Source organism: Sutterella massiliensis, assembly GCF_016899755.1.
Taxonomy (GTDB): domain Bacteria; phylum Pseudomonadota; class Gammaproteobacteria; order Burkholderiales; family Burkholderiaceae_F; genus Sutterella; species Sutterella massiliensis.
Genome location: NZ_JACJJC010000007.1, coordinates 106,449 through 125,408, shown reverse-complemented (window position 1 = coordinate 125,408; position 18,960 = coordinate 106,449). Strand labels below are relative to the sequence as shown.

Sequence of the window (18,960 nt, the reverse complement as noted above, 5' to 3'; positions counted from 1 at the left end):
TCTTCGGTTTTCGCTTAACAGCGCAAATGCGGCTGACCGAGGACCTCAGTGCGAATCGGCGTCGCGAGGCACGCGTAGTGCAATGCCGCGCTCGGCAAAAACGGCCTGCGCTTCAAAGAGCGCATTGAGTACGCGCGGGAAGCCCGCATACGGGAGCATCTGAATGAAGGTATCGACGATGCGCTCGGGTGCAACGCCGACATTGAGCGCCGTGTTGATGTGCGTGTGAAGCTCGCGCTCGCACCCGCCCATGGCGGCAAGCGTCGTGATGACGGCAATCGCTTTTTCTTTGTCGGAAAGTCCGGCTCGCGCATAGACCTCGCCGAAAACGAAGCTGCGGATGTAGCGCGCGACGTCGGGCGCAAAGTCCGCAAGCCGATCAGTGAGACGCGAGGGCGTCGCCCCGGTGAAGCGCTCAAAGGCGTCGTCCTGCGATTCGTGAAGCTTCTCGGTCATGGTGGTGTCTCTCCAATGTCTGCGCGTGCGAGTGAGCCTACGCCTCTTTCTGAGAGGTTTCTCGGCGAGGCTATCGGCGCTGCGCGAGAAAGAGCGAGTGGAAAAAGGCGAAAACACCGAACGAAGTGAGAATGTCGCCCGCTCTCATGTTGGTGTCAAAGAAGGGCACGTCGAGCGTGAGGAGAATGATGCCGCCCAGCACGCAGGCACCGGCGAAAAAGCGCTCGACGAAAACCACGCGCGCAATTCGCTCTCGAGAGATCGGCTCGGCACGCGATGGCGCTCGGCGGTCTCGCGGCGCAAACAAGCGGCCAAGCTTGCGTCCGAATGCTTCGGCGCTGCGCACCTGTCGCGCACGAACCGCTGCGCCCGTTTGAGACGACTGCGAGCCCGTTTTCTGTGTTTTCTGAGAAAGCGCTCCTACGAGGTCGCGCAGCGACACGCCGTCGCCGTCGCGGTCGGGCGACTCGAACATTGCCTCGCGCAGCGCTTTTGCGGACGCGGGATCTCGAAGCCGCATGAGTTCGGCTTGCTGTCGTCGGGCGATTTCTTCAACGTAGCGGACGAAATCGCCGTTTTCTGGTTCGAGTCTCGAATGGTCGTTGGTGCGCATGTTCGTTCGCCTCGAATCGATCGGCAGCCGCAGTGAGAGTGTTCTTCACTGCGGCTCGAGAAAGGTGCATTTGCTATTGAGCTTAGCCGATCGAAGCGGATGCCGTGCCGCTCTTAACGCAGGTGCTTGAGTCGTCGGGCGCCGCTTCGGGCGAAGCCTTCGGAAACACGGCGCGCGCCCGTTCGGCTTCGCGCTCAAGCGCGGGCTTGGCGCGCAGCATTCGAAGCGCATTGGCTACCACGATGAGACAGGTGCCCGTGTCGGCGAAAACGGCCATCCACATGGTGGCGTAGCCCGCGATCGCGAGCAGCGCGAATGCGATCTTCACGCCGAGCGCAAAGACGATGTTCTGGACAAGCACGCTGTGCGTCATGCGCGAGAGGCGCACGAGCGAAGCGATCGACGAAATGCGGTCGTCCATGACGGCGATGTCGGCCGCTTCGATGGCGCTGTCCGTACCGCGCACGCCCATGGCAATGCCAATGTCGGCCTGAGCAAGCGCAGGGGCGTCGTTGATGCCGTCGCCCACCATGGCGCAAAGCCCCTTGCTCTGCATTTCGCGGATAGCGGCAAGCTTCTCTTCGGGGAGCAGCTCGGCGCGCATCGACGGGAGCTCAAGTTGTTTGGCGAGCGCGTACGCGGCGCGTGCGTTGTCGCCCGTGAGCAGAATCGGCTCGACACCGACGGCGCGAAGCTGCCGGATGCCCTCCAATGCATCCTCTTTGATGCGGTCGGAGAGCGAGAAGAAAGCGATGAGGCCGAAGGTGTCGACAAGTGCGACCGACGACATGCCGTTTTGAGCGGCGCGGGCGGCAGCCGCTTCCGATTCGGGCGTCATGAGACCGCGGGCACGCACTTCGGCCGGACTCAGAAGAAAGAGCTTGCCGCCTTCAATGCGGCCGCTCACGCCTTTGCCGGGGAGCGACGTAAATTCCTCAACGTCGCGCAGCGCAAGGCCCTTCTGTGCGGCTGCGCGTGCGAGTGCAGCCGAAAGCGGGTGCTTATTCATCGCGCCGAGGCTTGCCGCGAGCACGAGCGCACGGTCGGCGTCGATCCCCCAAACGCTCGCCTCGGCGAGTTCGGGTTCGCCCTTCGTGAGCGTGCCCGTCTTGTCCAAGCCGATGGATTTGAGCTTTCGCGCTTCCTCCAGGAAGAGTCCGCCCTTGACGAGCAGACCGCAGCGCGTCGCCGTGGCGAGCGCCGAGACGATCGTGACGGGTGTGGAAATCACAAGCGCGCAGGGGCATGCAATCACAAGGAGGCAAAGTGCCTTATAGAGCCAGCCGAGCCAGTCGCCCAAGAAGATCGGCGGAAGGATGGCGACGGCAAGCGCCACGACAAAGACGATCGGCGTATAGATTTCGGCAAACCGGTCGACGAAGCGCTGCGTCTGCGACTTCGCCGCCTGTGCGTTTTCCACCGCTTCGATAATGCGTGCCGTGAGGCTTTCGCCCGAAGCGGCCGTCACGAGTACGTCGATCGTACTCTGCAGATTGACGGTTCCGGCCCAGACGGTGTCGTCGGGGCCCTTTTCCGCAGGCATCGATTCGCCCGTCACCATGGATTGGTCGAGCGCCGTGATGCCCGTGCGGATGCGCCCGTCAAGCGGAATGCGCTCGCCAGGCGCGACGCGGATGAGTGCGCCCGGCGCCACGTCTTCGACCGCACGCTTTTCAAAGCCGGAATTGGTTTTGACAAGCGCAGTCTCGGGCGCCACCTCCATGAGGTTGCGGATCGAATTTCTTGCCTTCGTCATGGAGAGGCGTTCGATCGCTTCCGAGATTTCAAAGAGCACCATCACCATGGCCGCCTCGGGCCAGGCGCCGATGAGAATGCCGCCTGTGACGGCGACGGCCATGAGGGCGTTCATGTTGAGCGTGCCTCGAAGCGCCGAGCGAATGCCCTTCTTGAAGGTGCCGACCCCGACGAGCAGGACGGCGGCCAGAGCAAAAATGAGACCTGCGCCGTCGGCCCAGGCCGCGTCGACATTTTCAAGCCCCAGGGCGCCGTATTCGTGACCGAGTTCGATCGCTTCGGATAAAAGCGCTACGGCGAGTGCAAAGCCGTATCGGCCCCAGGGCGTTTTTTCTTCAAAGAGCGCCGCTTCGTCGGCGCGCGACTTTGTCGTGCGACGCGCTTCGTTGGAGAGCGCCTGCGCCTCGTAGCCCGCTTCGGCGATGAATTTGAGCGCGGTCTCGGTCATGTCGCTCGGCACTTCGATCGTGCGGTTCATCGTCTGAATCACGTAGTCGGTGAAGCCGTGCGCGCGGAAGATCTTTTCGATGTCGCCCGCTTCGACTGGACAGTCCATCGCGGGCACGCGCAAAAGCGTGCGGCCAGCTCGCGCTTGGGCGCCGTCGACTTCTGACGTCTGCGGCACTGACGCTCCCTGCGCGGTGCCGCCGTGTGCATGGGCCCGGTAGCCCGCGTGTTCAACGGCAGTGAGCGCTCGCTCGCATTCCTCGTCCGTCATCGACTCGAAAACGATGCGGCGCTTGAGCGTATCGAAGACCGCGCCCTCGACGCCCTCGGCCTTGAAGGCGCGTTCGATTTCGCCGGCCTCAACCGGGCAGTCCATTTCGGGAACATGCAGTTCGATGCGCCGGCGTGCGGACTGCGGGCGCTCGTCGGCTGCGTCTTCGAGGCGCGAACACTCGAAGCCCGCCGCACGAACGGCGGCAAGAAGCGCTTCGGGTTCGAAGGGCGTGGGAGACTTCACGCGCACGGTGCGTGCGCCGTAATCGGGCACGATTGAAAAGGGTTCAGACGTTATTCCCCGAGCGGCCAGCGCTTCGGAAAGCGCCTTCTCTATCGGGCGGAATTCAACGGGGCAGCAAAGGTCGGGAATTCGAAAGCGGACGGTCGGCATGGCGTCACCGGCGGTTGTTGTGCTTTTGTTGCGGACTCGAAAAAATCGAGCGCGAAGCACACTGAAACAAATGAAAAACAGTAGGAAAAACAATCCTATGGTTTGATTGAACACCCTGAAGCTGTTACAGAGTCAAGTGAAATCTGCGAAAATCGTCTCTCGTTCTTCTGCGGGCAAGCGAATCCCGCAGACCGTCCGCCGACACTTGCCGAAAGAAACACCCGCAAACGACCATGCGCATCAGCGAACTTGCCAGAATCACCGGCAATACGCCCGAAACCATCCGCTACTACGAGAAAATCGGCCTGATTCCGCCGCCCGTGCGTGAAGCGAAGAACAACTACCGCCAGTACGGCCAAAGCCACGAAGCGCGGCTTGACTTCATTCGCCGCTGCCGCAATCTCGACATCGGTCTAGAAGAAATCCGCGCGCTTTTAGGCGCCCTCGACTCGCCCGATCCCGAAAGCGCGGCTTGTGCGCACGAGCTGATCAAAAAGCACCTCGACGAAGTAGACTTTCGCATCCGCGAACTGCGCTCGCTCCGCAACCATCTGAGAGAGCTGCGCGCGCACTGCAGCGGCGAGCATCGAGCGGGCGAAATGTGCGGCATCATTGCCGAACTCGCCGTGCGGCGCACGCCCGAAGAGATGGCGCCCGCCGAGAGCGCCTCTTGCGAATGCGGCTGCGACTGCGATTGCGATTGCGGCTGCGGCGACTCAAAAACGCGGCAGGCGCACGCCTCGAAAAACGATTGATCGGCCGGGCGGCATCAAGCCGCAAGTCAGCACCAACAAACCCAATACCGCAGCGCCGACAGTCTGCACGTATGTGCGGCTGCGTTGCGACAGACAGTCCTAAGAAAATGTTCGAACAGTTTTCCATTGCATTCACCGGGAGCGGGCTGCTCCTCGCGCTCTTCGTGCCGCTTCTTCTCACGCTCTTTCTTCGCATCATCGGCCGCGGTGTGCCGCCCGCGTGCGAAGTCCCCGGAATGCCGGCGGGGATCGGCGGGCTTCTTCTCGGGCTGCTTTTCTTTTTGTCGGTCGATGCGATGCTGCTGCTCTTTGAGCTCGGGCGCGGCGCGGGCGAAGTTGCCCGTGTGATCTCGATGGATGCGGATTTTGCGTGGCCTGCGATCAAGACGATCATTCCGGGCGCCATCGTCGTTTTTGCCCTTCTTGCCGCCATCATGGTTCTCACGATCGGCCGCTCGCGCGCGGCGCTTTGGACCGCTGTGGTGCTTCTCTGGGTAGCGGGCCCGGGCGGCGACTTTCTCAAGGCCGTCATCCTCGGGATTCCTGTTGATGTGAGCTCGGGCTTTGCCGGCATTTCGACCTTTACGATTCTTGCGACGATCTATCTGCTCTTCTCAAACCGCAGCGCCTTTACGTACGGCCTCTCGTCGGCTAAGAAGATCGAAAAGGCCTACCTCGCCAAGCGCAATCTCGCGAGCTGATGATGCCGAGCAACCTCCAGGAATTTTTCGGTCTCATTGCATTCTTTGGCTTTGCCGCGCTCGTCATTCACAGCCTTTGGCAGGCCTCTAAGCGAGTGCCGCCCGCAACCGATCGACTGCCCGCGGGGGTGGACGGCGCGCTTCTGATCGTGGCGGGGCTCGCGTTTCTGGCGGGCATCTATGATGCGGCAGCTGCGGCGCTTGCCTATCAATACGTGGGAGCAGGCGACGTTTTTGCCGCGCAGTGTGCGCTCAATGCGTTCGGGGCGGCGCTTTTTTTCTATGCGTCGATTCGACTCTTTTTCGGACGCAGACCGCGCGTGCGAGCCGAGGCCGCGCTCTCGATTGCGGTCGCAGGGCCGCTCCTCGAAGCCACTGGCGGGCTCTTTCTTGCCGGGACGGTCGCAGCCGATTGGATCGGTTGGTTTTCACTCCTATGCACGGTATCTGTCTGGGCGATATGGGTGATTCTTCGCAGTGAGGCGAGCCGCAATACGTACGGCGCGAGCAACTAAAATAAACGGATTGCCGGACGAGGAGAACCGGGCCCGGCAGCGGCGACCGAAGACGCCGCCCCATCGTCCGAACCGCTTTTGACGTGCGGCGGAAGAGGGCGGCGTTCGTGCGTCGACTTTTGCACTGCAAGCATTAAAGGACCAACCATGCAAAACCCCATTCTTATCAAGAGCGCCGATCTGTACGCGCCCGAGCACGTCGGCGCGCGCGACATCCTCATTGCCGGCGGCAAGATCATCGCCGTGGCACCCACGCTCGAGCCGAACATCCCAGGTCTCGAAACGATCGACGTCAAGGGCCGCAAGGTTATTCCCGGCCTCATCGACCAGCATATCCACGTCACGGGCGGCGGCGGTGAAGGCGGCTGGAACAGCCGCTGCCCCGAGCTCAATTTCTCCGAGCTCGTCGGCGCCGGCGTGACGACCTTCCTCGGCGTATCGGGTACCGACTCAATGTCGCGCTCGATCGAAAACCTGCTCGCCAAGGTGCGCGGCCTCACGGTCGAAGGCGCCACGGGCTGGATGTGGACGAGCAGCTACTGCTATCCCGTCGCCACGATCACGAAGAGCGCCAAGATGGATATCTTCACGATTCCGGAAGTTCTGGGCGTGAAGATCGCCATGGGCGACCACCGTTCGTCCTTCCCGACTGCGCAGGAAGTGCTGCGCCTGCTCTCTGAAATCCGCGTCGCCGGCATGCTCACCGGGAAGACCGGGTTCCTGCACGTGCACTGCGGCGACTGGGCCGACGACATCTTCCCCGTCTTCTACGAATGCCGCAAGCACGGCGTTCCCTTTAAGCACATGCGCCCGACGCACGTTGCGCGCGAAAAGCGCGTCTTCGAAATGGCCTGCGACTTTGCCAAGGAAGGCGGCTTCATCGATATCACGACGGGCGGCGGCAACTACATGGGCGACGCCAAGGACGCCGTGATGGCCGCGCTTGCCGCGGGTGCGCCGCTCGAACAGATCACGCTCTCTTCGGACGGGCAGGGTTCGATGCCGCGCTTTGACGAAAAGGGCGAAATGGTGGGCTTCGGCGTTGGTTCGATCCGTGCCGACATTGAAACGATTCAGGCACTCATCCCCGAGCTCGGCATCGAAAAGGCGCTTCTGCCGATGACGAAGACGATCGCGGGTGCCCTCGGCCTCAAGGGCAAGGGCGCTGTCGCCGAAGGGTTCGACGCCGACCTCCTCGTCATGAACGAAGGGTTCGACTTCGACTGGGTCTTCATGAAGGGTGTGCCCGTCATGCGCGAAGGCGTCGTCGTCAAGAAGGGCGCGTTCGAGCTTTGAGAACGGCGGCAGCTGTGCTGCGCGGCGCGCTTTCTATAGCGCGCTGACAGCGGCTTTCGGTCGCAAACAAAAAAAGTCGGTACCGACCTCAGGGTTGGTACCGATTTTTTTCTTTTTTCGGATCAGACAATTGTAAAAATTACTTGCGAATGAGACGCTTTTCAGGCATTATTCGGGCCTTCTGACTAGAAGACCCTACACGTTTATCCGTAGGGCAAAGTCTATAGCAATGCCGCCCGATTGTGTTGACGGGGCGGCGCCTTCAATCCTATGACCGGAGTAATCCATGGAGTTCGTTGAATTCACGCTCCTTTGCATCGCGGTTCTTCTCATGATGTTCAAGCCTGAGAAGGAACGCCTCGCATGGTGGCTCACGATCGGCGGCTGGGCCGTCGTCGTGTTCATGTATATCGGACATGTTTCCACGGCGCTTCTGGGCGCTCTCAACCTCTAATCGGAGATCCGTAAATGACTGATTATTCGCAGCCCGTCTCCGATCGAGACCTTTCCAAGGCGAAGACCTACTACGACATCATCTGCTGGGGCGGCCTTCTGATCGTCCTGCTCCCGGTGGGTATCGCCAACATCATCCTCGGCTACCTCATGGGCGACAGCCCCTGCACGCTCTGCTGGGGCCAGCGTCAGCAGATGGCCTACATCGGCGTCGTCGCGCTCTTCATGGTCCGCTACGGCTTCAAGCCCAAGTACCTCGCCACGATGCTGATCATGGCTGCAGTGGGCCTTTACTCGTCCTTCCGTCACTACGGCAACCACGCCATGCGTGACGTCGGTCAGGGCTTCGGCCTCGACATCTTCGGTCTGCATACGCAGTTCTGGGCCGAAGTCGTCTTCTGGTGCGTGGTCTTCCTCTTCGGCCTTGCGACGCTTCTCGCCCCGCGCTTTGACGCGCTCATCGCCGAAATGCGCGGCAAGCCCTGGCGTCCGATGTCGGGCTTCATGAAGATCGCCTTCGGCATCGTCGCCTTCATCATCGGCTCGAACGCCTTCCAGGCGCTTTGGTCGACGGGCGTTCCCCCGAACTGGGGCCAGGGCGATCCCGTCCGCTTCTCCTGGGACCGCAAGTACGTCATCTGGTCGTCCGACTCCTGGGAAGGCATGTGGAGCGGCATCGATTTCCTCGGCCGCCGCAACGTGAAGGATCCGGACTTTGCCTATAAGCCCAATACCGCCAAGCTCGGCATCACGTTCGAGCACGACGCCGCCAAGGCGCCGGTTGCTGCGACGGGCGAACTCAAGATCGCCGACACCCGTGCGATCGAAGGCATCGACGCCAAGCTCAACACGCTGCAGAAGATCCGCGGCGAGTACATCGTGATGTCGAAGTACGACTTCTGGTTCTTGGGCGACGACCTCAAGCCTGCCGTGCACGCTGCGATGGATCCGTGGTACTCCGCGAACGTTCTTGATCTTGTCGGTGCAACGCCCTACGGCGACGATGCCTTTGTGCTCATGGGCACGAACAAGTCTATCCTTCGCGTCCGCAAGAATCCTGAAGCCGACGATGTCAAGGGTTGGGGCAACTTTACGGCGGGCCGCGATCAGGTTGAAGCCGTCGGCGGCATCGGCCGCGCCCGCATCGGAACGGAACGCGCCAAGTACTCGTACGTTCACAGTTCCGCCACGGACGGTCGCTACATCTACACGGCGACGCTTCCCGACAACAAGAACAAGACGAAGTTCGTGATCTCGAAGGCCCTCATGAAGGACTGGACGCTTTCGGGCGAATTCGAGCCGGCAGCCGCTCTCAAGGAAGGCCGTACGCTCGGCGAACTCTATGTCACCGGTCTTGTTTATGAAGACGGTATCCTCTGGGCTGCTTCGAAGAACTTCAATGTGATCGTTGCGATCGATCTGGCCAAGGAAGAAGTGACCGAAGTGCTCGCGCTTCCTGCAGAGCTTAAGGACATCCGCGGTCTCGTGAAGGAAGGCGATGTCTTTGAAGTGCTCGACTCGAACCGCATCGTGACGCTCACGCGTTAATTGCGGCTTCACGGAGCTCTCTCCTCCGAACAACCGGCGTACACCCGACAAGGCGCACGCCGGACCTGAAGCGGCAGCGAGAAAGAAAAATCCGAAAAGCCTCCGCAAGGAAACTGCTGCGGCTGCAGCGGCTCTCTGCGGAGGCTTTTTTTGCGCACGGATGCTCTCCCGCGAAGTGCGTCACAGTCGGGCGGCACTTCGAAAGCGCTGTCGCGCTTAGAATCGGAAGGTAGCATCCCGTCCGAATCGAACGACTTGAGGCGAACGGCCGCTTTCACTTTTTCAGCAAAGCCGTTTATGCGCTCTCGAATTCTTTATGCCCATTGCCGCCTACCTCCGACCGAAGACGCTTACCGATCTCCTGCGGCGTCAGCACTTTTTCGACATCTGCCGCACGCTCCTGCGATTTGCGGTGGCTCGCATGAAGGACGCGCAGCTTCAGGAAGTTGCGTCCTCCATGACGCTCACGACCCTTTTGTCGCTCGTGCCGCTCCTCGCTGTTTCGCTCGCCGTCTTTGCCGCGTTTCCTAGCTTTGAATCGACGCGGCAGGCGCTCGAAGATGCGATTTTCAACAGTTTTCTACCGCCGCAGTACAGCGAAACGATTCTCGAATATCTGAGAAGTTTTACGTCGCACGCTTCCGGGCTCGGCGCTTTCGGTATTGCGGGCCTTTCGCTCACCGGCCTTCTATTGATCGACAAGTTTTTCGTGACGGTGAACCGCATCTTCAAGGTGCGCGAACTGCGTCCGTGGTCGCAGCGCGCGCTGATCTACTGGGCGATGCTCACGCTCGGGCCCGTTGTGATGGCGCTCTCGATTTCGATTTCCACGCAGGCGCTTCGGCTTGCGGCGGGCGCAGTCGACGCGCAGAGCGCGTCGCTGCCGATGTGGATGCTCACGATCATTCAAGTGCTGGTTCAGTCGCTCGGCTACGGCGCGCTCTTTAAGTTCGTGCCCAATTGCCGTGTGCCTTTTTCGCATGCCCTTGCCGGGGGTTTCGTCGTTGCGATCGCCGGCCTCGTTGTGCGCGAGTGCTTTGAGATCTACGTGACGGCCGGCACGCTTTCTTCGATTTACGGCGCCTTCGTTGCTTTCCCGGTATTTCTCCTTTGGCTTTACGTGACGTGGCTTCTTGTCTTTTCCGGGGCGGCGGTGACGGCAACCATTCCGCTTCTTGCGTCCGGGCGCTTTGCGGACAGTTATCGGATCGGCAACGAGTTTTTGACGGGTGTAGCTCTTTTGCGTGTCCTCACCGCCGCGCGGGCGTCGGGCAATCCGACCGTGCCGGCAGACGTCCTCGCAAGCGAAGTGGACGCTTACCCTCAATTGGTCGAACGGATTCTCACGCATTTGTCCGCTGCGGGCTACTGCGGTGAAATCCGCCCGAGCGGCCGACGCAAGTTCTCCTCTTGGGCGCTCCTCTGCGACCCCGACGAAAAGACGCTGCGAGACGCTTTCCGCATTCTTTTGATCGATCCGGATAACACGCTTGTTGCACCGAAGCGCATCGGTCAGCGGCGCGAAGCCGGGCAGCTCTTCGGGTGGTACCGGCGCCTCATGAACGATTCGACCGTCAATGCTCCGCTCTCGGCGCTTCTAGATAGCGATGCGGCCGACTGGAGCGAGCGCTTTGAGACGGCTGCTGAAAAAGTCTCCGAAGCGACGGAAGAGACCGCTCAGGAGAGCGAGCGCACCGCACCGTAAGCGTAAGCCGCAGGGCGCTTCTCGCCGATAGGCTTGCGTTAAGAATTCTTTGCTACCGTGAAGCAATTGAGCCTCGCGCAGCGCTTGAAACGTTGTCGCGCCAGGCACTGCCCGTGCGTGCGGGCGTTTTTCCGGGAGAAATTCGAAAATGGCAATTCAGATGAGCAAGCTCGGGCTTCTTTTTGCCGGCGTGGGTGCGGCGGTCGTTCTTGCTGCGGGGCCTGCGTTTGCGGACACCGAAGCCGGTCTTCGCTACCTGAAGGCGGGCGATCACGTCAATGCGCTCAAGGAGCTCAAGGTCGCCGCACAAAAGGACGACACGACTGCCATGCTTTGGATCGGTCGCATTCTCGAAAAGGGTTTCACCGGTCAAAAGCGTCAGCCGCTCGAAGCGACCTATTGGTGGGAAAAAGCCGCCTATTTGGGTGATCCGGAAGCGATGCTCGAACTCTCGCACGCGTATCGAAACGGCTTCGGCGTAAAGCTCGACTGGCCGCAGGCGTATGTCTGGGACAAGAAGGCCGTTGAGCTCGGCAACGTACAGGCGATGCGCAATATGGGCGACTACTATGTGCTCGGCCAGTTTGTCGAAAAGGATCCGACCGAAGGCGCCCGCTGGTACTACCGTGCGGCGCTCAAGGGCAACCTGAGCGCGTATATGGCGCTCTCCGAGCTGCTCTTGAACGGCAACGGCGTTGCCCTTGATCGACCGGCTGCGCTTACGCTGCTCGTGGCCGCCTCGAAGCCCGTTGACGGCCAGGCGGCCAACCGCAATGCGGCGGCCGACGCGCGCAATCTGCGCCACGCGCTCAACGCCGAAGAAAAGGCGCGCGCCGAAAAACTGACGCTCAAGGCGGTGCTCGATTCGCTCAAGGACCTCGATCCGAAAGCCTGGGAAGCGGCTGCCAAGTAAGCGATTCGCTGCCGACGAAGTCGAGCACGAACCGCCAAAGCCCGTTCGGAGGATAGCTTCTTTCGTACGGGCTTTTTGTTGGCATGCGGTTCGGCCAGCGGCTCAAACGTCCGGCGAAAAGGCAAACGGCGCACCGCGGACGACATTCGCCGCTTGTGCGCCGTTCGGTGCTCGATGTGCACTTCGAAAAAAGCGTGGCCTTTTGCCGCGCTTTTTCAGTACCTCTCGGAATTACTGGACCTTGGCCTTCTTCACGAGTTCCTGGAAGTGCTTCTGGACCTGCTGGTTCGCGAGCGCGTTGCGGATCACGGGCTTCTGCGATTCAAAGGTCGGATAGAGCTGCGCGGCACGCTTGGCTTCGAGCTTCACGACGTGGAAGCCGAACTGCGTGCGAACAGGCGACTGACCGACTTCGCCGGCCTTAAGCGCCGTAAAGGCGGTGCCGAAGGTCGGCACGAAGGAGCGCGGAACGACCCAGCCCAAGAGGCCGCCCTGGGCCTTGTTGCTCGTGTCTTCGGAGAATTCCTGCGCAAGCTTGCCGAAGTCGGCGCCCTTGTTGATGCGCTGAATGAGGTTCTTTGCCTGGTCTTCCGTCTTCACGAGGATGTGGCGAACCTGGTATTCCGTGTCGCCATAGGCCTTCTTGTCGGCGTCATAGGCCTTCTTGAGATCGGCGTCCGAAACCGGGTTCTTCTTGGCCCAATCCTGCGCAAGGGCGCGGATGAGGATCTGGTTGCGCGCGTCTTCGATCGCTTCCTTCACGTTGGGCTGCTCGGCGAGCTTGGCCTTCTTGGCTTCCTGGAGAAGAACTTTCTGCTGGACGAGGAGGTTCTTGACCTGACGTTCGAGCTGTTCGCCCGCGGGCTGACCCTGCGCGACGGCGCGGTCGTAAATTTCCTTCTGGTCGGCGACGGAAACGGTCTCGCCGTTCACCTTGAAGGCTTTGAGTTCAGCGCTGGCGGTGCCGGCGGCAAGAGCGGCGGCAAGGCCGAGAACGATAATCTTCTTATCCATGGTTGTTCTTTGAAAATTGCTGAAGGTTGCCGATCCGAGACCTTTTGAAATGCGGCCGATCGGTAAAAACAGAGTCAATTTTGGCCCTCGGATGCCTGCTTTGTCATCCATACGGCAACGCCAATTGTAAATATCATTGTCAAGGCCAATAAGCCGAAAAGCTTGAAGTTAACCCAGACATCGGTCGAAAAGGCGTATGCCACAGCGAGATTGACAAAGCCCGCAAAAATAAAGAAGCCGATCCACATGCTTTGGAGTTTTCCCCAAGCCGCGTCGGGCATTTCGATTTGCCCCTTCATAAGCAGCCGAATGAAGTTCTTTTTTGCGAGGTTCCCGTAAAAGAGAATGGCGCCGAAAATCCAATAGAGGATCGTGGGCTTCCATTTGATGAACCATTCGTTTTTCAAGTAAAGCGTGAGGCCGCCGAAGAGCACGATCACGGCGAGGCTGATCCAGAGGGTCGGTTCGACCTTCTGGCCTTTGAGCTTGAGCCAGAAGATCTGAAGGAAAGTCGCGACAATCGCGACGATCGTTGCGAGGAAAACGGGGGCGGTGAGCGCCGTGATGCCGTCGCCCAAAATCGACTGTGCGAGTCCGAGCGAACCTTCTGAGAAATGTTCCGCGCCTTTGAATGTCGCGAAAAAGAGAATGATGGGCAGAAAGTCGAAAAGAAGCTTCATCTGCGGGTGGTCCAATTCGAAGCGGTGTCGTGTGGAGACGGGCGGTCTTTGCGCGATCGGACGAGGCCAGCGCCGTCGGTCGGCAAAGGATACCATCGGCGCGCAAGGATCGGGGATCGCGACTTTGCCGTTGCAGGTCGAAAACGAAATGCTTCGGTAACATTGAGAAACGCATTGCCGCACCGAGCTTCAGCTTCAAAGTGGACGTCGCGCGGTACTGTTTGACGCATCTATTTCGTAACTGCCTTCCATAAGGATCGACAAGAACCGAGAAGGAACGTCCAATAAGGAACGAATGCAGATGCAGGCAAAGAAGATTGGAAAAATTGTGGCTGCCGCCGCGTCGGCAGCCGTTGTTGCGGGCGCACAAGGCGTCTGCGCTGAGGAGAATGCAAGCATGAGAAGCGACCTGCCGTCGCCCTACGTCACCGTCGAAGGCATCACCGAGTACCGGCTCGACAACGGTCTGCGCGTGGTGCTCTATCCGGATGCATCGAAGCCCACGGCCACCGTCAACATGACGTATCTCGTCGGTTCGCGCCAGGAAAATTACGGCGAGACCGGCATGGCGCACCTCCTTGAGCACCTGATGTTCAAGGGTTCGAAGAATTACCCGAATCCGACGGCCGAGTTCACGAAGCGCGGCTTCCGTATGAACGGCTCGACGTGGCTCGACCGCACGAACTACTTCGTTTCCTTCACGGCCAACGACGACAACATGAAGTGGGCGCTCGGCTGGCAGGCCGACGCGATGACGAATTCCTTCATCGCGCGCAAGGACCTCGACACGGAAATGACCGTAGTGCGCAACGAGTACGAAATGGGCGAAAACAAGCCGATTTCCGTCATGCTCAAGCGCATGCAGAGCGTGCTCTTTGACTGGCAGAGCTACGGTCGCTCGACGATCGGGGCGCGCAGCGACATTGAGAATGTTGAAATCGAGAACCTGCAGGCCTTCTACCGCCGCTACTATCAGCCCGACAACGCCGTGCTGACGGTTTCGGGCAAGTTCGACGCCGAAAAGGTGCTCGGCTGGATCGCCGAAGACTTCGGCGCTATTCCGAAGCCTGAGCGCGTCCTGCCCAAGGAATGGACCGTTGAGCCTACGGCCGACGGCGAGCGCGAGTTCTACATCCGCCGCAAGGGCGAGACGCAGCTCGTTGCCGTGGGCTATCGCGTGCCGAGCGCGCTCTCGGACGACTACGAACCCGTTGCGATGGCCGCGGAAATTCTCGCCACCGCCCCGACGGGGCGTCTTTACAAGTCGCTTGTCGAAACCGGCATGGCTACGCAGGTTTTCGGCTGGCCGATCGCTGCACAAAAGCCCGGCTTCGTGATGTTCGGCGCCATGGTGAAAAAGGGCGACGATATCCAGGCAGTGAAGACGAAGCTTGTGGAAGAGATCGAAAACGCCTTCGCGCAGAAGCCCGTGGGCGACGACGAGCTCGCCCGCCAGAAGGCCGAGCAAGCCACGATGTTCGAGCGTCTGCTCTCGGATCCCGAACAGTTCGCGGTGAATCTCTCCGACTACATCGGTTTGGGCGATTGGCGGCTCTTCTTTGCGGATCGCGATACGGTGAAGGCCGTGACGAAGGATCAGATCGAAGCGGCTGCCGCGCGCTACTTCGTGCGCGACAACCGCGTCGTGGGTCTCTATGTGCCGACCGAAGACGTCAAGCGCGCCGAAATTGCGCCTGCCCCCGACGCCGAAGAACTCCTGAAGCGCTTCACCTTCAGCGAAGAGGGGGCGCAGGCCGAAGCCTTCGACGTCTCGCAGGCCAACATAGACGCGCGCACGACGCTCGCCGAAATGGGCAAAGTGAAACTCGCGCTGCTGCCGAAGAAGACGCTTGGCGAAACGGTTGTCGTCAACATGCGTTTCAATAACGGCAACAACAAGACGGCTGCGAATGCGGCCGTGCCGATGCTCGCCGTAGCGATGCTCACGCGCGGAACCGACAAGATGACGCGCGATGAGATCGACGACGCCTTCACGAAGCTCAAGATGGATGGCTCGCCCTTCAGCTTCACGACCGATCGCGAACACCTCGTTGAGGCGGTGAAGCTCGCCGGGCACCTCCTTACTGCCTCGAACTTCCCGCAGAAGGAGTTCGATACCCTGAAGCGCCAGACGATCGTGGGCCTCAAGTCCCGTTCGGATGAACCCCAGACGAAGGGGCGCGATGCGATCACGAAGCACTTCAATACGTACCCGAAGGGCGACGCGCGCTACACCGAAACGAGCGCCGAACTCATTGCCGAACTCGAAGCCGTGACGCTTGACGACGTCAAGAATTACTACCGCGAAGTCTTCGGCCTCACGCAGGGCGCCATTGCGGTGGTGGGCGACTTCGAGCCTGAAGCGCTTGTTGAAGCGCTCGGCGCGAATCTCGTCGAGAAGAAGCGTGCGACCGTTCCTTTCGAGCGCATCATCTCCGACTTTAAGCCCGTTGAAGCGGCTCGCTTTGCGATCGATACGCCCGACAAGGAAAACGCGATGCTCTTTGCGCGCGTCGACTTGAAGGCCAATTTGGCCGACGAAGATATGCCCGCGCTCGTTGTCGCCGACTGGATTTTGGGCGGCTCCGAAGGACTCTCGAACCGCATCGTGACGCGTCTGCGCCAGAAGGAAGGCCTCTCCTACGGTGCGGGCTCGAGCCTCTCGCTGCCTTCGTTCGGCACGCGTGCGAAGTGGTCGATCGGTGCAATCGTTGCACCGCAGAATCTCGCACAGGCGGAAGCAAGCCTTCGCGACGAGCTGAAGAAGGCGCTTGAAAACGGCATCACCGAAGATGAGCTCGCCGAAGCCAAACGCGGCATCATCGAGTCGCGTGCCGTCAACCGTGCCCAGGACCCGGTGCTCGCCGCCAACTGGCTCAACTATCTCGAGCTCGATCGCACGTGGGCTTTCTCGAAAGCGACCGAAGATGCGATCGCAAAACTCACGGTTGAGGACGTCAACAAGGCGATTCGCCGCATTGCCGATCCGTCGAAGATGACCTTCGCGCTCGCGGGTGACCGCGCTAAGGCGAAGGCTGCCGGCAAGGACTTCGCGGAGTAAGGCTGCAGTGGCGAGGTACTTCGGTACCTCGCCCGCGTGCAAAAATGCTTCAAAAAAAGCGCTCGATCGAATTTTCTCGGTCGAGCGTTTTTTCTCTGCGGCGCAAACTCAGATTAAATCTCGCATGTTTTCTATCGACAAAGGCCGCCAGGCAATGTCGAATGCCGAGAGTTCCGGGTGGTGTTCTAGGAAAACGTCGATTTTTTTACGCAGCCGGTATTCGTCGTATTTGTCTCGATTGAGTTTGACTTCGGCAATCAGAATTCGTTTGCACGCGCGATCGATCGCAATCAAGTCTATTTCGTTTTCGCCTTTTCTATCCCACCAGCTGCCGACTTCGCACCAAGCAGGATTTTCTAGGCAGCGTCTGATGAACCAATCTTCTAACGTGCGTCCTAAAAATGCCGGCAGCATCTTTGCAGCATGAGCCCGTGCAGGCGCCCAGAGACCTCTTTCGATATAACTTTGCTGTGACATTTGGGAAATGAAGGCAAACCAGTATCGAAAGAACGGATCTTTGATTTTGTAGCGAAAATTGCGATTTGATTTTTTCTGCAAAATAGGCTCAGTCCGTTCTATGAGTCGATAGTTCGTCTCAAGTCGCTGCAAATAAGGCGAAATATCCACGTCCAAACGATCTTGGAGCTCGCTTCGTTTGCTCACGCCCGAGGCGACGAGCTGAAGAATGGTGAGGTAGGTCGATGTGGACGTTCGGAACTCTTTGCTGAGAAGCAGGATGCCTTCGGCTTGATACCAGCTTCCTTTTTCTGAAAAGATGCACTCGAGCAGTCGACGGCTGGATAAAGCATCCCAATCGGCAAAGAAAGCCAGGTAGCGAGCAACGCCGCCCGTGACTGCATAAAGCGTCAACAAGTCCTCGTTTTGTCCGGCAGGAAATTCTTCGTAGAAAATCGCTTCCGTTTCGCGTGTCGTGAAGGGCTGCAGCACCATAAAAAGGTCTGCACGTCCGAATAAGGGCGAGCTTTCAGAACCGAAAACGCGCTCAATTGTCGACTGAATCGAACCGCTCAAGACGAGGAGCAACTTGCCGCCGTCTTTGTTCAGGTCCCAAGCTTTCTGAAGCTTGGACCAAAAATCGGGCACTCGGCTTTCTGCATCTTGACATTCGTCGATAGCCAGAACAAACGCATGGCTTTTGGCTAATTCCAAAACATATGAAAAGGTATCGCTCGCGTCAGTGAGTGTCGGCGGGAATTTGATGTCGAGCGTCTCCGATACGGCTTTGATCAGACGAGCGCAGAAATCGTTTTCACTGATCCCGACTGAAGTAAAAAAATAGATGTACGGGACGCCGCAGTCCCGAAAAGCTTCCTCTATCAAGGTTGTTTTTCCGATTCGGCGGCGACCTGTGACGACAGCCAGGCGGCAAGTATTCTTGGTTTGACAACTATCGAGAAGTTCATGGAGCGTTCGCAGCTCAGCGGTTCGGCCATAAAAGCGCATGGAGGCATCCTTTTCCAGTCAGGCACAAACTTTCTACTAAATTTGTAGCTAAAGAAAGTATAACTACAAAATCAGTAGCTACAAAAGCTGTAGCTACAAATTTTGTAGCTACAAAGCAGAAAGGATGTCGTAACGAATCTGGTCGGGCAGTACGCTCGTGAACGGAAGATGGCGCTAAGACGGCGGCACTTTTTCAGCCGAAAGTGCTCGAGGCGTCCCAGTCGTCTCAAATTTTGCATAATTGCGACCAAATAGCGCGCATTTCGTTTGTAAACAAACATCGCGATGTTGGAAACAGTGCAGTAGGAGGAAAACGATGACCGCCATTCACATCGAGGAAGGCGACTGGCATTCGCTGAAGCACGAATGCGAACGCGTGCGACTCATGGTATTCGTTGCCGAGCAGAAGGTGCCCAAAGACGAAGAGCTCGACGAATGGGACGAAGCGTCGCGGCACTTTGTTGCGAAGGATGAACGGCGCATGGTGCTCGGGTGTGCTCGACTGCTGCCGACCGGTCAGATCGGGCGCCTTGCCGTGCTGCGCCCCTTCAGAAAGCGCGGCGTCGGACGCGCGCTTCTCGATGCGGTGTTGCGTTCGGCCAAGGCCGCAGGCATGAAGGAGGTCTTCATGAACGCACAGGTGCACGCCGAGCCCTTTTACGAGCGTGCGGGCTTTGTTTCGGAGGGCGAACGCTTTATGGAAGCGGGCATCGAGCACGTGAGAATGCGCCGCTCGCTCTGAGAAATACTTTCGGAAACACCGAAATGAAGAAAAGACACGCCGCGAAAGCGGCGTGCGGCAACCGAAGTCGACGCGTACGACTGCCTGCGGGTAGCGGCCGTCGGCTTTTTTTGTTCCCGAAGTATCGCTAAAAGCGCACGCAAATTTACGGATGGCGAGTTCGCTTGGCGTTCGT

Annotated in this window: 16 protein-coding genes; 10 read left to right on the top strand and 6 right to left on the bottom strand. The window is 59.4% G+C overall.

Going from position 1 to position 18,960, the window contains the following annotated elements; all coding sequences use genetic code 11:
* Positions 1 to 45: 45 nt before the first annotated feature.
* From H6A60_RS05985 to H6A60_RS05975, 3 genes are all read right to left on the bottom strand, one after another.
* A complete protein-coding gene (locus tag H6A60_RS05985; protein WP_205102501.1) occupies positions 46 to 456 on the bottom strand; it encodes a carboxymuconolactone decarboxylase family protein in 411 nt (136 codons plus the stop codon).
* A 70-nt stretch (positions 457 to 526) separates the two neighbouring features.
* Positions 527 to 1,069 carry a hypothetical protein gene (locus H6A60_RS05980; RefSeq protein ID WP_205102500.1) on the bottom strand — a complete coding sequence of 181 codons (543 nt, stop codon included), beginning with the start codon at positions 1,067 to 1,069 and terminating at the stop codon, positions 527 to 529.
* 82 nt (positions 1,070 to 1,151) lie between these two features.
* Complete coding sequence (locus H6A60_RS05975; protein ID WP_205102499.1) at positions 1,152 to 3,938, bottom strand: heavy metal translocating P-type ATPase; 2,787 nt, start codon at positions 3,936 to 3,938, stop codon at positions 1,152 to 1,154.
* Positions 3,939 to 4,171: 233 nt separating this feature from the next.
* Between H6A60_RS05975 and H6A60_RS05970 the strand changes: the two genes are divergently transcribed.
* The 8 genes from H6A60_RS05970 to H6A60_RS05935 all read left to right on the top strand — a co-directional run bounded on the left by H6A60_RS05970 (position 4,172) and on the right by H6A60_RS05935 (position 11,824).
* Positions 4,172 to 4,693 carry a MerR family transcriptional regulator gene (locus H6A60_RS05970; protein ID WP_205102498.1) on the top strand — a complete coding sequence of 174 codons (522 nt, stop codon included), beginning with the start codon at positions 4,172 to 4,174 and terminating at the stop codon, positions 4,691 to 4,693.
* 107 nt (positions 4,694 to 4,800) lie between these two features.
* Positions 4,801 to 5,394 carry a hypothetical protein gene (locus tag H6A60_RS05965; RefSeq protein ID WP_205102497.1) on the top strand — a complete coding sequence of 198 codons (594 nt, stop codon included), beginning with the start codon at positions 4,801 to 4,803 and terminating at the stop codon, positions 5,392 to 5,394.
* A gap of 2 nt (positions 5,395 to 5,396) precedes the next feature.
* Complete coding sequence (locus tag H6A60_RS05960; protein WP_205102496.1) at positions 5,397 to 5,909, top strand: hypothetical protein; 513 nt, start codon at positions 5,397 to 5,399, stop codon at positions 5,907 to 5,909.
* Positions 5,910 to 6,056: 147 nt separating this feature from the next.
* Positions 6,057 to 7,205: a beta-aspartyl-peptidase gene (iadA, locus tag H6A60_RS05955; RefSeq protein ID WP_205102495.1), complete on the top strand. Its 1,149-nt coding sequence runs from the start codon at positions 6,057 to 6,059 to the stop codon at positions 7,203 to 7,205.
* A gap of 286 nt (positions 7,206 to 7,491) precedes the next feature.
* Positions 7,492 to 7,659 carry a dihydroneopterin aldolase gene (locus H6A60_RS05950; RefSeq protein ID WP_205102494.1) on the top strand — a complete coding sequence of 56 codons (168 nt, stop codon included), beginning with the start codon at positions 7,492 to 7,494 and terminating at the stop codon, positions 7,657 to 7,659.
* A 14-nt stretch (positions 7,660 to 7,673) separates the two neighbouring features.
* The gene (dsbI, locus tag H6A60_RS05945; RefSeq protein WP_205102493.1) at positions 7,674 to 9,206 is read left to right on the top strand and encodes a disulfide bond formation protein DsbI; all 1,533 of its coding nucleotides are present in this window, start codon (positions 7,674 to 7,676) and stop codon (positions 9,204 to 9,206) included.
* A 316-nt stretch (positions 9,207 to 9,522) separates the two neighbouring features.
* Positions 9,523 to 10,911, top strand: a complete 1,389-nt coding sequence (locus tag H6A60_RS05940; RefSeq protein ID WP_205102492.1) for a YihY family inner membrane protein — start codon at positions 9,523 to 9,525, stop codon at positions 10,909 to 10,911.
* A 148-nt stretch (positions 10,912 to 11,059) separates the two neighbouring features.
* Positions 11,060 to 11,824: a tetratricopeptide repeat protein gene (locus tag H6A60_RS05935; protein ID WP_205102491.1), complete on the top strand. Its 765-nt coding sequence runs from the start codon at positions 11,060 to 11,062 to the stop codon at positions 11,822 to 11,824.
* A gap of 231 nt (positions 11,825 to 12,055) precedes the next feature.
* Here H6A60_RS05935 and H6A60_RS05930 read toward each other — a convergent pair whose 3' ends face one another.
* Positions 12,056 to 12,838 (bottom strand): peptidylprolyl isomerase, encoded by a 783-nt coding sequence (locus tag H6A60_RS05930; RefSeq protein ID WP_205102490.1) that lies wholly within the window; start codon positions 12,836 to 12,838, stop codon positions 12,056 to 12,058.
* A 74-nt stretch (positions 12,839 to 12,912) separates the two neighbouring features.
* On the bottom strand, positions 12,913 to 13,518 hold the full coding sequence (locus tag H6A60_RS05925; RefSeq protein ID WP_205102489.1) for a septation protein A: 606 nt from the start codon (positions 13,516 to 13,518) through the stop codon (positions 12,913 to 12,915).
* A 301-nt stretch (positions 13,519 to 13,819) separates the two neighbouring features.
* Here H6A60_RS05925 and H6A60_RS05920 point away from each other — a divergent pair, with 301 nt between their 5' ends.
* Positions 13,820 to 16,579, top strand: a complete 2,760-nt coding sequence (locus H6A60_RS05920) for a M16 family metallopeptidase (protein ID WP_205102488.1) — start codon at positions 13,820 to 13,822, stop codon at positions 16,577 to 16,579.
* A 108-nt stretch (positions 16,580 to 16,687) separates the two neighbouring features.
* On the opposite strand, the gene H6A60_RS05915 is transcribed toward H6A60_RS05920, so the two are convergent.
* Positions 16,688 to 18,043: an ATP-binding protein gene (locus H6A60_RS05915; protein ID WP_205102487.1), complete on the bottom strand. Its 1,356-nt coding sequence runs from the start codon at positions 18,041 to 18,043 to the stop codon at positions 16,688 to 16,690.
* A 316-nt stretch (positions 18,044 to 18,359) separates the two neighbouring features.
* On the opposite strand from H6A60_RS05915, the gene H6A60_RS05910 reads away from it, so the two are divergent.
* Positions 18,360 to 18,785 carry a GNAT family N-acetyltransferase gene (locus H6A60_RS05910; protein ID WP_205102486.1) on the top strand — a complete coding sequence of 142 codons (426 nt, stop codon included), beginning with the start codon at positions 18,360 to 18,362 and terminating at the stop codon, positions 18,783 to 18,785.
* The last annotated feature ends 175 nt before the right edge of the window (positions 18,786 to 18,960 follow it).

What these genes read in the sequence shown, in the direction of transcription:
- H6A60_RS05910 (WP_205102486.1), top strand. Translation starts at nt 18,360, where the DNA reads ATGACCGCCATTCACATCGAGGAAGGCGACTGGCATTCGCTGAAGCAC.
- H6A60_RS05935 (WP_205102491.1), top strand. Translation starts at nt 11,060, where the DNA reads ATGGCAATTCAGATGAGCAAGCTCGGGCTTCTTTTTGCCGGCGTGGGT.
- H6A60_RS05965 (WP_205102497.1), top strand. Translation starts at nt 4,801, where the DNA reads ATGTTCGAACAGTTTTCCATTGCATTCACCGGGAGCGGGCTGCTCCTC.
- H6A60_RS05950 (WP_205102494.1), top strand. Translation starts at nt 7,492, where the DNA reads ATGGAGTTCGTTGAATTCACGCTCCTTTGCATCGCGGTTCTTCTCATG.
- H6A60_RS05975 (WP_205102499.1), bottom strand. Translation starts at nt 3,938, where the DNA reads ATGCCGACCGTCCGCTTTCGAATTCCCGACCTTTGCTGCCCCGTTGAA.
- H6A60_RS05925 (WP_205102489.1), bottom strand. Translation starts at nt 13,518, where the DNA reads ATGAAGCTTCTTTTCGACTTTCTGCCCATCATTCTCTTTTTCGCGACA.
- H6A60_RS05960 (WP_205102496.1), top strand. Translation starts at nt 5,397, where the DNA reads ATGCCGAGCAACCTCCAGGAATTTTTCGGTCTCATTGCATTCTTTGGC.
- H6A60_RS05980 (WP_205102500.1), bottom strand. Translation starts at nt 1,069, where the DNA reads ATGCGCACCAACGACCATTCGAGACTCGAACCAGAAAACGGCGATTTC.
- H6A60_RS05915 (WP_205102487.1), bottom strand. Translation starts at nt 18,043, where the DNA reads ATGCGCTTTTATGGCCGAACCGCTGAGCTGCGAACGCTCCATGAACTT.
- H6A60_RS05985 (WP_205102501.1), bottom strand. Translation starts at nt 456, where the DNA reads ATGACCGAGAAGCTTCACGAATCGCAGGACGACGCCTTTGAGCGCTTC.
- dsbI (WP_205102493.1), top strand. Translation starts at nt 7,674, where the DNA reads ATGACTGATTATTCGCAGCCCGTCTCCGATCGAGACCTTTCCAAGGCG.
- H6A60_RS05920 (WP_205102488.1), top strand. Translation starts at nt 13,820, where the DNA reads ATGCAGGCAAAGAAGATTGGAAAAATTGTGGCTGCCGCCGCGTCGGCA.
- H6A60_RS05970 (WP_205102498.1), top strand. Translation starts at nt 4,172, where the DNA reads ATGCGCATCAGCGAACTTGCCAGAATCACCGGCAATACGCCCGAAACC.
- H6A60_RS05940 (WP_205102492.1), top strand. Translation starts at nt 9,523, where the DNA reads ATGCCCATTGCCGCCTACCTCCGACCGAAGACGCTTACCGATCTCCTG.
- iadA (WP_205102495.1), top strand. Translation starts at nt 6,057, where the DNA reads ATGCAAAACCCCATTCTTATCAAGAGCGCCGATCTGTACGCGCCCGAG.
- H6A60_RS05930 (WP_205102490.1), bottom strand. Translation starts at nt 12,838, where the DNA reads ATGGATAAGAAGATTATCGTTCTCGGCCTTGCCGCCGCTCTTGCCGCC.